Source organism: Nonomuraea sp. JJY05 (assembly GCF_043496855.1).
Taxonomy (GTDB): Bacteria; Actinomycetota; Actinomycetes; order Streptosporangiales; family Streptosporangiaceae; genus Nonomuraea.
This window is the reverse complement of sequence record NZ_JBIEIS010000018.1, coordinates 147157-159673: the sequence shown is the minus strand read 5'-3', so window position 1 is coordinate 159673 and position 12517 is coordinate 147157. Positions and strand designations below refer to the sequence as shown.

Here is a 12517-nt window from a genome sequence, read left to right as displayed (position 1 = left end):
TCACAGCGGTCTCCCAGGAGGAGTGATGACAACGTTGTCAACCCCGATCTGTTAAGGAAGTTTTCAAATCGGCGGCGCCGTGTCAATACCTCAATGGGAGCCGATCAGGGTCTTGAGCGCGATGATGGCCAGCCCCAGCGCGAGGTTGGCGGCGCCGGAGAGGGCCACGACCCGCGCGGTGGCCCGGGCCGTCACGGCCGCCGCGACGGCCCAGGCCGCCTGGCTCACCACGGCGACGACCAGCGCCACCCAGGTCGCCGCCTTGTCGGACAGGCCCAGCGACGAGGCGAAGGCGGCGCCGATGGCAGGGGGAAAGGACGCCTGCGCCACCGGCCAGTCGTGCCGGCCGGCCGTGCGGAGCCGCTGCCAGGTCAGGGGCCGGGTTCCGCCGGACACCACCCGGGCGTAGACGTGGGCGAGCCAGAACACCACGCCCGTGCAGATCAACACGACCACGAGGTCCCCCGCATGGAGCGGCGTGCCGTCCACCGCGCTGCCTGCCACGACCGAGGCCGCGAGCAGCGAGCCGTACACGGCCCCGGCGACCTCGGTCCGCTCCTGGTCGCCCTCGGTGCCATGCGTGTCCATGGCAGCAGTGTCGTCGGGGGCCTGCCGGGCCCGGCCGGTCGGCGTGCTGGAGGATGCACAGTTTTGGGCTGTTCGGGAGGATCGCCAGCCTGAGCCGGCTTGCCGCGTGAGAGGATCTCCTGGCGATATGGCCTGGTTTTTGATCGTTGGGGGAACGATGTTCGCAATATCCCTGGGCGAGGACGGCGCGGAGCTGCGCCCGCTGGAGCCGTGGCGGGCCGAGGAGCTCCTGGCCCACATGGAACGGGGGCGGGAGTTCATCGGGCAGTTCATCGCGCTGCCGGACAAGGTCACGGACCTGGAGTCGAGCCGGTCCCTGCTGCTGTCGTACGCGGAGAAGGCCGCCACCGACACCGGGAGCATCTACGGCATCTGGTCGGACGGCACGCTGGTCGGCGGCGTGCTCTTCCGCACGATGGACGTCCCGAGAGGGCTCGCGGAGGTGGGCTGCTGGCTGGAGCCGTCGGCGGCGGGCAAGGGCCTGGTGACCAGGGCCGCACGGGTGATCATCGACTGGGCCGTCGAGGAACGGGACATCCACCGCATCGAGTGGGTCGTCGCGGCGGAGAACGCGGCCAGCATCGCCGTGGCCCGGCGGCTGGGGATGACCAGGGACGGCGTGCTGCGGGAGAGCTACCCGCACCGGGGCAAGCGGCACGACCTGGAGATCTGGTCGGTGCTCGCGCCCGAGTGGCGCTCGGCCAGGCAGCCGTCCTAGCGTGACCGGCACCCGCCCGCCGTCCGGGCGGGCGGGTTCACTTCGCGGACCTCGGCGGCTGCCTCACGGGCTGACGTGGGCGCAGTGGCGGAACACGTCGCCGGGGTCCCAGGCCGCCTTCACCTGCTGCAGCCGGCGGTACCTGTTCACGCCCATCGCCCAGCGCACCCGGTCGTCGTCGGCCTGCTCCAGGTTCAGGTAGGAGCCGGTGACCCCGTGCTTCCTGATCGCGGAGGTCACCGCCTCCACCCAGGCGAGGTTGGCGGGGTCGTCGCCGGGATCCACCCAGACGCCGACGGGATGCACCAGCCAGCGCCCGCCGTCGCGGCTGGGAAAGGCGGAGTCCGGCGCCGTCCTGACCGCCTCCGGCAGCGGCGAGACGATCAGCTGCGACAGCGGGCTCGGCGCGGCGATCGCGGCGTCCTGCAGGTCGGAGATCAGGCTGGCGTCGAGGCCGGGCACGAACTCCGCCGACCACCTGTTGCGCCGCCCCGGCTGCGAGCCGTCGTCCAGCATCGACTGCAGCGCCAGGTACGGCATCGGCTGGACGGCGTCGAACAGCGGCGTCGCCGCCTCGAACAGCGGCCGGATCGCCTCGGCGCCCGCCTCCGGGTCGCCGAGCCAGACGGGCACGATCGCGAGGATCGGCCGGCCCACCACGTGCCCGGGCACGAACGGCGCCGGAGGCGCCGTCAGGAAGACCGCCGCGGGGGCGAAGTCGTCGTGCCCGGCCGAGTGCAGCCGGTCCAGGGCGTCCAGTACGGCGGGCGCGTCGGACACCCGATAGCCGATCATGCCGCCGAGCACCAGCGGGCCCAGCGGGTGCAGGCGGAAGGTGAACGACATGACCACGCCGACGGGGGGTCAACGGGCTGTCGCCGACCGCCATGGCGTCCATCACCAGCTCGCGTCGAGATACCGGCCACCCCGGTGGACCTTGCGGATCGCCTCGCCCAGTTCCTCGGCATGCGCGTGCTTGCCGAGGAACCCGCTCACCCCCGCCGCCATCGCCCGCCGCAGATGGCCGGGCCGTACCAGGCGGGTGAGGATCACCACCTTGCACTGCGAACGGATCGCCTCGGCGGCGGACAGCCCGTCCATCCCGGGCAGCTCGATGTCGATCACCGCGACGTCGGGGCGGTGCTCGGCCACCGCCCCGCTGATCTCGTCCCCACGGGCGACCTGCGCCACGACCTCGATGTCCTGCTCCAACCCCAGCAGCGCGACGAGCGCCCCGCGGACCAGGTGCTCGTCGTCGGCCAGCAGCACGCGCGCATTCATCCCCATGGGGACAAAGGTGGCGTGGGCCCCTTTCACCCACATCTCACGCACATTTCAGGACCTCGGACCTCGTACGCGCGGGTCAGAGCACTCTCACGGCTCCAGGCCGAACAGTGCCCAGGACTCGCCCGCGGCCAGGCCGGCCAGTTCGCGGCCGCACTCCCGCAGCAGCTGCGGGCCCGAGGTGATGTGCGCGGCGCCGGCGTGGACGTCCCTGAACAGCCGCTGGATCAGCCCGTCGCGCAGCGCCGAGGTGCCGCCCGACGCGTAGACGAAGTGGGAGACCTCGATGATCGTCGACGTGATGTGGTTCAGCGCGAGCCGCACCATCGTCTCCTGCCGCACGTCGAGCGTCCGTCCCGAGTCGAGGGTGCGCTCCACGTCGTCCCACGTCTCGCGCACCAGGGCCGACGCGGCGCGGAACTTCGCCTCGGCGCGGGCGAAGTCGGTGTGGAAGGCGTGGCTGTCGGCGATCTGCCCGGTCCGCCCGGCGCGTGCCACGGCGTAGCGGCTCAGCTCGTCCAGCAGCCGGCGGCCGACGCCGAGCGCCCAGGCGGAGTGGCAGATCAGCGCCTGGTCGACCAGGCCGAGCCGGTAGATGGCGCCGCCGCGCAGGGGCTCGTTCGTGTCGAAGACGTGCGACTGCGACTCCGGCACGAAGACGTCGTCCATGGAGTAGTCGACGCTGCCGGTCGCGCGCAGGCCCAGGACATCCCAGTTGCCGAGCAGCTTGACATCCTCGATCGGGGTGATGAAGATCCGGACCTCGTCGGTGCCCTCGATGGCGCCCAGGCTGTGGACGTACTGGGAGTGCAGCATGGCGGAGGCGAAGCTCCACTGGCCGCTGAGGCGAAAGCCCCCGTCCTCCGGGACGGCGACGCCCGGACGGGTGCCCTGGCCCGCGAAGAGCGGCATCCGCGGGCCCTTGAAGATGCGCTCGACGGCCTCGTCGCCCAGGTAGGCGCCGGCCGTGCCGTTCTCCAGGGTGGTGGCCATGACCACCCAGCCCGTCGAGGGGTCGGCGTAGGAGAGCTCGCCGAGGACGGCCATCAGCTCCCTCGGCGACAGTTCGGCACCGCCGAGCGGTACTGGCACCCATATACCGAAAAGTCCTGCCTCGTGGAGGGCGTCCACGACGGGGGCGGTGAGTCTGCCCTGCTCCTCGGCCTGGTCCGCGTCGCGCTCGATCAGCGGGCGCAGTGCCCGGGCCCGCTCCAGCAGGGTGTTGCCCGCGGTGTGCAGTCGCGGCGTGTCGCTCATGTCCAGGTGCTCCTGTTCGCGATCGTCGGCGCTCTTACTCCGTCAGATCACGTAAGCGGCGCGGTGTCCAGAGCCGCCGCGCAACCTCATGGTCCGGCGGCCCGGCTCGATCCCCGGACGATCAGCTCGGTGGCCAGCTCGATGTGGCGGGACTCGATCCTCTCGCCGGCGGCCAGGCGCAGGGCCGTGCGCAGGGCGACGCCGCCCATCTCGCGCAGCGGCTGGCGTACGGTGGTCAGCTGCGGCGAGGTCATGATCGCGATCTCGGTGTCGTCGAAGCCGACCACGCTGAGGTCCTCGGGCACGCGCAGGCCCCGCGCCCTGGCGGCCTGTATGGCGCCGAGGGCGCTCTCGTCGCTGACGGCGAAAATGGCCGTCGGCGGGAGCCGCAGGTCGAGCAGGGCGGCTCCGCCCGTCTCCCCGTCGGGATAGCAGAAGCCCGAGGCACGGACGTACTCGGCGGGCACGGGCATGCCCGCGGCCTCCATCGCGGCGCGATAGCCGTGCATGCGTGCCTGGTTGGACGCCGCGCCGGCGATGCCGCCGAGGTAGGCGATGCGACGGTGCCCGAGATCCAGCAGATGCCGGGTGGCGGACAGGCCGCCGGCGAAGTTGGTGGAGCCGACGCTGGTCACAGGGGTGTCCGGCAGGTTCATCGGGTCGATGACGACCACCGGCAGGCGAGCCCGGGACAGCGCGGCGAGCTGGGCCGGGGCCGGCTCACTGCCGAAGGTGATCACCGCTCGCCGCCCGGCGTCGACCAGGCCGCGGACCCAGGAGGCCCCGCCGCCGGCCATGACCGCCGGGCTGGTGACGACGACGGCCGCGCCCGACTCGGCTCCGGCCTCGATCATGCCCTGGATGATCTGGGCGGAGTAGGCACACAGATCCGAGGTCACCTCCACCTCGACGGTCGCCGGAGCCGCCGTCCGCGCCCGGCGTGACCGGCGGGCGACGTAGCCGTGCTCGTGCAGCAGGGACTGCACCAGCGAGCGGGTGGCGGGTGCGACGTCGCTGCGGCCGTTGAGGACCTTGGACACGGTGGTCACGGACACGCCGGCCGAGGCGGCGACGGTGGCCAGCGTGGAACGCCCGGGACTGCTCGGCATCGATACCTCCCTCAGGAACCACCCTAAAGGGAAAGATCAACCGAGGACGGGCCGTCGGGACAGGGATCAGGGATTTCCCGATCGGCAGACGGGTGTGGTGTGGTACTCGACGGAAGCGCCGGTGGCGTCGGAGATCACCGCCCGGATGTCGTACCGCACCGTGGGCGGTCTAGGAGGGGCGGTCGTTCGGCGGTGGCGTGAACTGGCCGTAGCGGACGGCGCGCGTCTGCTCACCCGAGGGCGGCTGCGCCTGGCCGTGCGGGGGCGCGGCGTACCCGTACGGGCCCGGTCCGTACTGGGGGTTGCCGTGGTCCGGGGCGGCTCCGTACTGGGGGTTGCCGTGGTCCGGAGCCGGTCCATAGTGGGGGTTGCCGTGGTCGGGGGCCGACCCGTACTGGGGGTTGCCGTGGTCCGGGGCCGACCCGTAGGGCGCGGCACCGTAGCCGCCGGCGTTGTACGCGACGGGGCCGTACCCGTCGGCGCCCTGCCCGTACGCCGCCTGCCCATACGCTGGCTGCCCGTATGCCCCTTGCCCGTGTGCCGCCTGCCCGTACGCCTCCTGCGCCGGAGGCGGCGCCTGGCCCGCGGGGAGTTGCCGCCATGAGGGGGGCGTCACCGCGCCGGGCGGGGGCTGGACGAAGGACGGCTCGGAGTGACGGCGCCGGCGCCCGCGTCCCCGGATGACCTTGGCCAGGACCGCGACGATCACGGCGGCGACCAGCACGCCGGCCCCGATCAGCACCCACAGCAGAATCGGCTTGGGCGACTCGTCCTTGCCCGCGGAGATCGCCTGCTGCGCGTCGCTGATGTACTTGGCCACGTACGGGTGGTTCGGGAACAGCGCCTGGACCTCGCGGAACTTCGGCAGCGAGTCCGAGTAGTAGTGCCGGAAGAAGTCGTTGAGCGCCTCGTTGTAGCGGGTCGTCGTGGTGGTCTGGGCGGGCTTGATGTTCTTCTCGCCGAGCTTCTCCTTGATGATGCCCACCGGCAGGACGAAGCTCTCGCTCTCCGACGCCTCGCCGTTCTCGCTCACCGTGCCGGCGATCAGCATGCCGATGACCTTGCCGTCCTTGCTGAACACCGGGCCGCCGGAGTTGCCGTGGTAGGAGGGCGCCTGGGTCTGGATGTAGGGCACGCCGGTCTGCGTGGTCCGCTTGGCGTTGTACGGGCCCTCGGTCAGCGCCGGCTCCAGCTTGGACTCCAGGCTGAAGAACGGCGTATTGGTGACCAGGCCGGGGAAGCCGCTGATGTAGAGCGTGTCACCGGTACGCACGTCGGCGTCGTCGCCGAGTGGCACGGTCGGCAGGTTCTGCTGGCCGTTGACCTTGAGCAGCGCGAAGTCCTTGCCCGGGTAGCTCTCGCCCACCGACACCAGCTCGGCCGGGACCGCCTTGGCCGTCTTGTCCACGCCGCCGCCGGGCAGGCTCTGCATCACCGACAGGCTCTGCTTCAGGTTGCGGAGCTGCATGTGGTTGGTGTTGAACGTGACGTAGATCTGCTGCGCGAGCTTGACGATCTCCTCGTCGGCCTCCAGACCCCGCAGCCCGCTGATGATCTCCTTGGCGTCCTGCTTATTGAACTTGGCCAGCGCCTGCTGCGCGAACAGCTGGCTCAGCTCGGTCTCGCCGACCTGGACGCAGTGCGCCCCGGTGACCATGTACCCGTCGGGGGTGACCCACCAGCCGGTGCACAGGCCGCCGACCTCGGCTTCGACCGTACGCTCCGGGGTGGTCGAGGCGAGGTAGGTGTCCACGTCGGCCGCGATCTGCTGGAACAGCCACTTGGCGATGCTGCGCTCGTCCGAGGAGATCTTGCCGGACGCCACGGTGGCGGTGGCCTGCTCCACGAGCCGGTTGAACGCGGTCTGGTTGATCGTGCTGGTCGGCACGGCGACCGTGCCGGTGTAGGTGAAGCTCGTCAGCTGGACCGCGGGCTGGGTACGCGCGGCCAGCCAGGTGCCGACGGGCACGTCGGGCCGCTCATCGGGCGTGTCGGCCGCCGCCGGTAACGCGGGCAGCGCGACCGCCATGGCGACCGCCGCACCTGCGGCGATCTTCATCAACCTTGTCCTGAAATTTCCGCTCACATCCGGAAATGGTGAGGTCCGGCTCTTGTGCGTGGCTTGGAGCCGACTTGGGGGTGCGGCGCACTCCGCACGGACCGGGATGCCCAGTCCTCTCGGGTCGGGAGGCTCAGCCCTCTCGGGTCCGGAGGCTCAGCCCTCTCGGGCCGGGAGGCTCAGCCCTCTCGGGCCGGGAGGCTCAGCCCTCTCGGACCGGGATGCGCAGGACGAAGCGGGCGCCGCGGTCGGAGTCCTCGATCGTGAGCGTGCCGCCATGGGCGCGCGCGATCTCGCGGGCGATGGGCAGGCCGAGCCCGGTCCCGCCGGCGTCGCGGTTGCGCGCGGCGTCCAGGCGGGTGAAGCGCTGGAAGACCGTCTCGCGCTGCCCGGGCGCGATGCCGGCGCCGTCGTCGAGCACCTCCAGCACGGCCTGCCGGCCCTGCCGCCGTACGGTGACGAGGATCTGCGACTCGGCGTGCCGCTCGGCGTTGTCCAGCAGGTTCGTCAGGAGGCGGGCCAGTTGCAGGCGGTCGCCCGTGACGGCCACGCCCGGCTGCAGCGTGGTGACGACGCTCTTCGTACGCTGCCTGTCGGTCTCGGCGGCGACCAGCTCGCACAGCTCCACCGGTTCCCGGGAGCTCGGCGCGCCCGCGTCCAGCTTGGTCAGCGTGAGCAGGTCGACGACGATGGCCTGGAGCCGGTCCAGGCTGGCCAGCAGCGCCTCGCCCGTCGCCCGCCAGTCGGCGTCCTCGGGGTTGAGCAGCGCGTCCTCGACCTGGGTGCGCATCGCCGTGATCGGGCTGCGCAGGTCGTGCGAGGCGTCCCCGGCGAACCTGCGCTGCTGCTCCACCGCCTCCGCCTGCTTGTCCATCGCGGCCTCCAGCCGCTCCAGCATCTGGTTGCCGGTCCAGGCGAGCGTCCTGATCTCGTCGTCGACGTTCTCCGGTACGGGGAGCCGCATCCCGCCTCCACCGGCGGTGATCTCGGCCAGCCTCTTCGTGATGTTGTGGACGGGCGCGAGAGTCCGGGCCACCACGCGCGACACCCCGAACCAGCTCAGCGCGACCAGCAGCGACGCCACGCAGATCTGGAAGAGGATCACTTTCAGGCTGACGTACCAGGGCACGGCCGGGGCGAAGGCGTAGATGACCCACGCGCCGTCCGGCTGGTACGCGTGCATGGCGACCACCAGCTCGCACCGCCCGGGAAACGCGCGCAGGTCACAGAACTCGGCGACGTCGTTGGCCGTGTTCTGATGCGGGATCGCCCTCGTGAGCTGGGGCAGGCCGGCCAGGTTCGGCGTCGAGGAGACCACGCGTCCCGCCGAGTCGATCACCTGGATGCCGTCGAGCCCGTTGGCGGTCACCGTCGCGGGCAACTGGTTGCGCTTGACCATGAGAAGCACGCGCAGGGCCTGGCTGGCCACGTCGTACGCCCGGATGTCGGCGGCCTCGTTCCTGATGGCGTACAGCACGAACGCGCTGACGACGACGTTCAGCAGCAACATGGCCAAGCTGGCGAGCAGCGCCAGCCGCATCCGCAACGACCGGCCCAGCCGTCTGATCACTCCACACCCCGGTAGTCAGAAGACCACATCGAGTGCGTTCGCCCCTAATTCAGGGAGATTCCCCCACAAATCCGATAAGTGGGTCACGCCTGCCGCGAACGGCTACCGTAGGCGCCCGGAGGTGATCACGAAGTCTTGCGTAGGACGATCGCGGGCCTGTGCCTGGTGCTGCTCCTGGCCTCCTGTGGCTGGTGGTCCGATCGGGTCTCGCCGTGCCGGTTCGAGGCACGCGCCCTGGAGGTGGTGGCGCGCTGGGACGGCTCGTCAGGCGACCGCGCCTGGCGTTCGGGTTTCGTGCCATTACGAGGGCTCCAGGCTCCCCAGGGCTGGATCGACCCTCCCGCCTGGGTCACCCAGAGCGCGCACAACGGCGTGTGGAAGCTCGCGGGCGAGTTGCCCCCGAAGTCCCCGGTCGAAGCGCGCGTGCGGTGGCCGGACGGCTCGGTCTCGCAGGTGCCGCTCGTCACGGCGGCCGAGGCGTACGCGGAGCTCAGCAAGCCGGCCGACTTCATCGAGGAGGAGTGCCCGGCCAAGGGCTGCCGCCCGCTCCGGGTGACCGGGGCCGAGCTGGGCGAGACGACGCTGGAGACCAGCCGCGGCGCGATCCCGGTGCCCACCTGGCTGTTCACCGTCAAGGGGGTCGAGTCGAAGTTCGAGTACGTGGCGGTCGCCCCCTCGGCCGTCACCGCCCGGCCGCAGGCCCGGGAGGGGGAATTCGAAGAGGTGATGGGGTTCGACCTCGTCGCAGGCAAGCCGCACGAATTGCTCCTGGAGTACGGCTACGGCTCCTGCGACCGCGTTCACGGGGCGCGGGCGTACGAGACCGGCAAGCTCGTGGTGGTGGACGTGGATGAGGAGGGCTCCGGCGGGATCTGCGACTTGGCGCTTCACATGGGCACGATCACCGTCACGCTGACGCGGCCGCTCGGCGATCGCCTCGTGCTCGACTCGGGCACGGGGCTGCCCGTCGTGCGCGGGGTGACATAGGCGCTGTACGGCCACGGGTAGCAGGGGCACAATGGCGCGATGGCAGCGCAGTACGACAACACCGACGCGTTCCGGGCCGCGAGCTTCACGATGGCCGACCTCTCCGCCGCGACGTTCCGCAGCTGTGACCTACGCCGGATCAAGATCGTCGACTCCTGGCTCATGGACGTCAACGTGTCCGGAGAAATACGCAATTTCCGCGTCAACGACGTGGACGTCACCCCCTACGTCGAGGCCGAGCTCGACCGCCGCCATCCCGAACGGGTGCGGCTACGGGAGATGCGTACGGCCGACGACTTCCGCGCGATGTGGGAGACCATCGAGCAGCTCTGGTCCGAAACGCTCGCCCGCGCCGAACGGCTGCCCGAAGAGGCGCGCCACGAACGGGTCGACGGCGAATGGTCCCTCGTCGAGACGCTTCGCCACCTCGTCTTCGCCACCGACGCCTGGGCGGGGCGGGCGATCCTCGATGCGCCGGACCCGTTCCACCGGCTCGGCCTCACCCACTCCGGCTACCCGCCCGAGGACGCGGCGGCGCTCGGCATCGACCTCGACGCGCGCCCGTCGTACGCGGAGGTGGCGCGGGCGCGCGCCGACCGGGTGGCGCTGGTGCGCGGCATCCTCGACGGCCTCACCGACGAAGGGCTCGAACGGGCCTGCACCCGCACACCCGCGCCCGGCTACCCGGAGGAGCCGCGCACGGTCGGCAGCTGCCTGCGCGTGGTGATGGGTGAGGAGTGCGAGCACCGCCGCTACCTGCTGCGCGACCTCGCGACACTCGAAGCACACTGACACGACCCCCACGCCGCCCGGCGGCACGTCATCCACAGCAGCACGTCATCCAGCGGCACGTCATCCAGCGGCACGTCATGCGTGTGGTGCGTCATGCGTGTGGTGCGTTATGCGTGTGGTGCGTCATGCGTGTGGTGCGTCATGTGGTCGGGCGGAACGGGTCGCCGGCCGGGAGCCAGGCCGTGGCGGCGTCCGGGCCGAGCCCGCCGACGTCCCGGGTCAGCGCCTCGACGGCGGCCCGTACGGCCTTGCGGGTCTCGTCGCGCCGGGACACCAGGGCCCAGGTCCAGTACGGCGCCGGGTCGACCACCGGCCGCTGGACGAGGTCCGGCGGCACCGGGGCGGTCTGCCCCTTCGGCGAGTTGACGACGGGGCTGCGGAGCCGCCGTACATGGTCGAAGAAGGCCGGCCCGGTGATGCCGCCGTCGTTGATGCGCAGGACCCGGGCGCCGGTGTCGCGGGCGAACTCCTCGGCATAGCGGTTCCACGAGTCCCAGGTGGCGGCGTCGGCGTCCACCAGCACCGACGTGTCCTTGGCCGGGACCGCGGACGCGGCGCCCGTGGAGATCGCGAAGAGCCGGTCGGCGCCGATCAGCCGGGCCTCCAGCGCGTGGGCGGCCAGGTCGTCGGCCCGTACCCAGCAGATGGCCAGGTCGATGCTGCCGTCGGCGACCCGTCCCGCCTGGGTGTGTGACGGCATGACCCATGCGTCGACGTGCAGCTGCGCGACGCCGGACACGCGGGCGGTCAGGTCGGGCGGGCGCCAGCTGACGTAGCCGAGCCGGACGGGCTCGGTGGCGGCCACGCCGGCCGCCGAGCGGCGCAGCTCGTCGGCCTGGTCGAGCAGCGCCCTGACCTGGGGGAGCAGCGCCTGTCCTGAGGGGGTGAGGGCGACCGAACGGCGGTCCCGGTCGAACAGGCGTACGCCCAGATCCCGCTCCAGGGCCTTGATCTGCTGGGAGAGCGACGGGCCGGCGATGCGCAGCCGGAGCGCGGCGCGGCCGAAGTGCAGCTCCTCGGCCGCCGCGACGAAATAGCGCAGCTGGCGTAGCTCCATTCGCCCAGGGTAGTGCGCTGGGAGGCACAGCCTCATAGCAGAGAGTGAACCGGTCGTGGCGGGATCGCGCCCGGCCGGCACCATGGCCGCGCGGTGCCGGTCCGTCCCATTTGCCGACCGGCCGCGCTGATCGAGGCCCGATGACGTACGGCCTCAATCTTCTGAGAAGAGAAACCCATGAGCACGCATAAAGTCGCCGTGATCACCGGCGCGTCCCAGGGCATCGGCGCGGGGCTGGTGGCCGCCTACCGCAAGCTCGGCTACGCGGTTGTCGCGAACTCCCGAACGATCGCGCCCTCCGACGACCCCCTGGTGCGGACCGTCGCCGGTGACATCGCCGCCCCGTCCGCCGGCGGGCGCGTCATCGAGCGGGCGCTGGAGGCGTTCGGCCGGGTCGACACGCTGATCAACAACGCCGGCGTCTTCGTGGCCAAGCCGTTCACCGACTACACCGACGAGGACTACGAGCTGGTGACGGGGGTCAACCTGCGCGGGTTCTTCGAGATCACTCAGCGGGCCGTCGACGTCATGCTCACCCAGGGTGGCGGGCACGTGGTCAACATCACGACCAGCCTGGCCGACCAGGCCGACAGCCGGGTGCCGTCCGCGCTGGCGGCGCTGACGAAGGGCGGCCTCAACTCGGCCACCAGGTCGCTGGCCATCGAGTACGCCTCCCGAGGCATCCGGGTCAACGCGGTCGCGCCCGGCGTCATCCGCACGCCGATGCACCCGGACGAGACCCACGACTTCCTCGCCGGCCTGCACCCCGTGGGCCGGATGGGCGAGATCGGAGACATCGTCGACGCGATCGTCTATCTGGAGACGGCCCCGTTCGTCACCGGCGAGATCCTGCACGTCGACGGCGGCCAGAGCGCCGGCCACTGAGCCCCGGAAGCCCCCGCTCCCCGCCGGCCAGAGCGACGGCCACTGAGCCCCGGAAGCCCCGCTCCCCGCCGGCCAGAGCGACGGCCTGAGTCCCGGGGGCGCGCGCTCCCGCAGGCCGAGCGAACGGCCAAGGTTGACCTCCGCACAGGAGCATGGACGGCGGCGTTGGCGCGGGGATCGCCATGTCGGGGGTCGCCGTGCTGGGCTCGCG

General features: G+C 71.5%; 11 protein-coding genes and 1 pseudogene. 4 read left to right on the top strand and 8 right to left on the bottom strand.

The annotated features are described in order from the left end of the window. Nucleotides 1–90: 90 nt before the first annotated feature. Entirely contained in the window at nucleotides 91–588 is a 498-nt protein-coding gene (locus tag ACFKCF_RS28400; protein WP_394498218.1) for a hypothetical protein, read from the bottom strand. A gap of 157 nt (nucleotides 589–745) precedes the next feature. On the opposite strand from ACFKCF_RS28400, the gene ACFKCF_RS28395 reads away from it, so the two are divergent. Continuing rightward, entirely contained in the window at nucleotides 746–1306 is a 561-nt protein-coding gene (locus tag ACFKCF_RS28395) for a GNAT family N-acetyltransferase (RefSeq protein ID WP_394498217.1), read from the top strand. Nucleotides 1307–1369: 63 nt separating this feature from the next. Here ACFKCF_RS28395 and ACFKCF_RS28390 read toward each other — a convergent pair whose 3' ends face one another. The 6 genes and pseudogenes from ACFKCF_RS28390 to ACFKCF_RS28365 form a co-directional block, all read right to left on the bottom strand. Next, the gene (locus ACFKCF_RS28390) at nucleotides 1370–2152 is read right to left on the bottom strand and encodes a BBE domain-containing protein (protein WP_394498215.1); all 783 of its coding nucleotides are present in this window, start codon (nucleotides 2150–2152) and stop codon (nucleotides 1370–1372) included. Nucleotides 2153–2162: 10 nt separating this feature from the next. Then, a pseudogene (locus ACFKCF_RS28385) lies at nucleotides 2163–2587 on the bottom strand (response regulator); the annotation flags it as partial. A 93-nt stretch (nucleotides 2588–2680) separates the two neighbouring features. Then, on the bottom strand, nucleotides 2681–3847 hold the full coding sequence (locus tag ACFKCF_RS28380; RefSeq protein ID WP_394498213.1) for an acyl-CoA dehydrogenase family protein: 1167 nt from the start codon (nucleotides 3845–3847) through the stop codon (nucleotides 2681–2683). A gap of 86 nt (nucleotides 3848–3933) precedes the next feature. Then, complete coding sequence (locus ACFKCF_RS28375; protein WP_394498211.1) at nucleotides 3934–4956, bottom strand: LacI family DNA-binding transcriptional regulator; 1023 nt, start codon at nucleotides 4954–4956, stop codon at nucleotides 3934–3936. A gap of 169 nt (nucleotides 4957–5125) precedes the next feature. After that, complete coding sequence (locus ACFKCF_RS28370; RefSeq protein WP_394498209.1) at nucleotides 5126–7015, bottom strand: trypsin-like peptidase domain-containing protein; 1890 nt, start codon at nucleotides 7013–7015, stop codon at nucleotides 5126–5128. 202 nt (nucleotides 7016–7217) lie between these two features. Next, a complete protein-coding gene (locus ACFKCF_RS28365) occupies nucleotides 7218–8585 on the bottom strand; it encodes a sensor histidine kinase (RefSeq protein ID WP_394498207.1) in 1368 nt (455 codons plus the stop codon). 135 nt (nucleotides 8586–8720) lie between these two features. Here ACFKCF_RS28365 and ACFKCF_RS28360 point away from each other — a divergent pair, with 135 nt between their 5' ends. Together ACFKCF_RS28360 and ACFKCF_RS28355 are read left to right on the top strand one after the other, a co-directional pair. Continuing rightward, complete coding sequence (locus ACFKCF_RS28360) at nucleotides 8721–9572, top strand: hypothetical protein (RefSeq protein WP_394498205.1); 852 nt, start codon at nucleotides 8721–8723, stop codon at nucleotides 9570–9572. A 39-nt stretch (nucleotides 9573–9611) separates the two neighbouring features. Continuing rightward, nucleotides 9612–10364, top strand: a complete 753-nt coding sequence (locus tag ACFKCF_RS28355; protein ID WP_394498204.1) for a DinB family protein — start codon at nucleotides 9612–9614, stop codon at nucleotides 10362–10364. A 139-nt stretch (nucleotides 10365–10503) separates the two neighbouring features. On the opposite strand, the gene ACFKCF_RS28350 is transcribed toward ACFKCF_RS28355, so the two are convergent. Beyond that, nucleotides 10504–11421, bottom strand: coding sequence for a LysR family transcriptional regulator (locus ACFKCF_RS28350; RefSeq protein ID WP_394498202.1), 918 nt, complete (start codon nucleotides 11419–11421; stop codon nucleotides 10504–10506). 177 nt (nucleotides 11422–11598) lie between these two features. Here ACFKCF_RS28350 and ACFKCF_RS28345 point away from each other — a divergent pair, with 177 nt between their 5' ends. Then, nucleotides 11599–12306 carry an SDR family NAD(P)-dependent oxidoreductase gene (locus ACFKCF_RS28345; protein WP_394498201.1) on the top strand — a complete coding sequence of 236 codons (708 nt, stop codon included), beginning with the start codon at nucleotides 11599–11601 and terminating at the stop codon, nucleotides 12304–12306. Nucleotides 12307–12517 lie beyond the last annotated feature (211 nt).

Excerpts from the sequence above, each read along its gene's own strand:
- ACFKCF_RS28390 (WP_394498215.1), bottom strand. The coding sequence starts at position 2,152 with ATGTCGTTCACCTTCCGCCTGCACCCGCTGGGCCCGCTGGTGCTCGGC.
- ACFKCF_RS28355 (WP_394498204.1), top strand. The coding sequence starts at position 9,612 with ATGGCAGCGCAGTACGACAACACCGACGCGTTCCGGGCCGCGAGCTTC.
- ACFKCF_RS28375 (WP_394498211.1), bottom strand. The coding sequence starts at position 4,956 with ATGCCGAGCAGTCCCGGGCGTTCCACGCTGGCCACCGTCGCCGCCTCG.
- ACFKCF_RS28380 (WP_394498213.1), bottom strand. The coding sequence starts at position 3,847 with ATGAGCGACACGCCGCGACTGCACACCGCGGGCAACACCCTGCTGGAG.
- ACFKCF_RS28395 (WP_394498217.1), top strand. The coding sequence starts at position 746 with ATGTTCGCAATATCCCTGGGCGAGGACGGCGCGGAGCTGCGCCCGCTG.
- ACFKCF_RS28370 (WP_394498209.1), bottom strand. The coding sequence starts at position 7,015 with ATGAAGATCGCCGCAGGTGCGGCGGTCGCCATGGCGGTCGCGCTGCCC.
- ACFKCF_RS28350 (WP_394498202.1), bottom strand. The coding sequence starts at position 11,421 with ATGGAGCTACGCCAGCTGCGCTATTTCGTCGCGGCGGCCGAGGAGCTG.
- ACFKCF_RS28345 (WP_394498201.1), top strand. The coding sequence starts at position 11,599 with ATGAGCACGCATAAAGTCGCCGTGATCACCGGCGCGTCCCAGGGCATC.
- ACFKCF_RS28400 (WP_394498218.1), bottom strand. The coding sequence starts at position 588 with ATGGACACGCATGGCACCGAGGGCGACCAGGAGCGGACCGAGGTCGCC.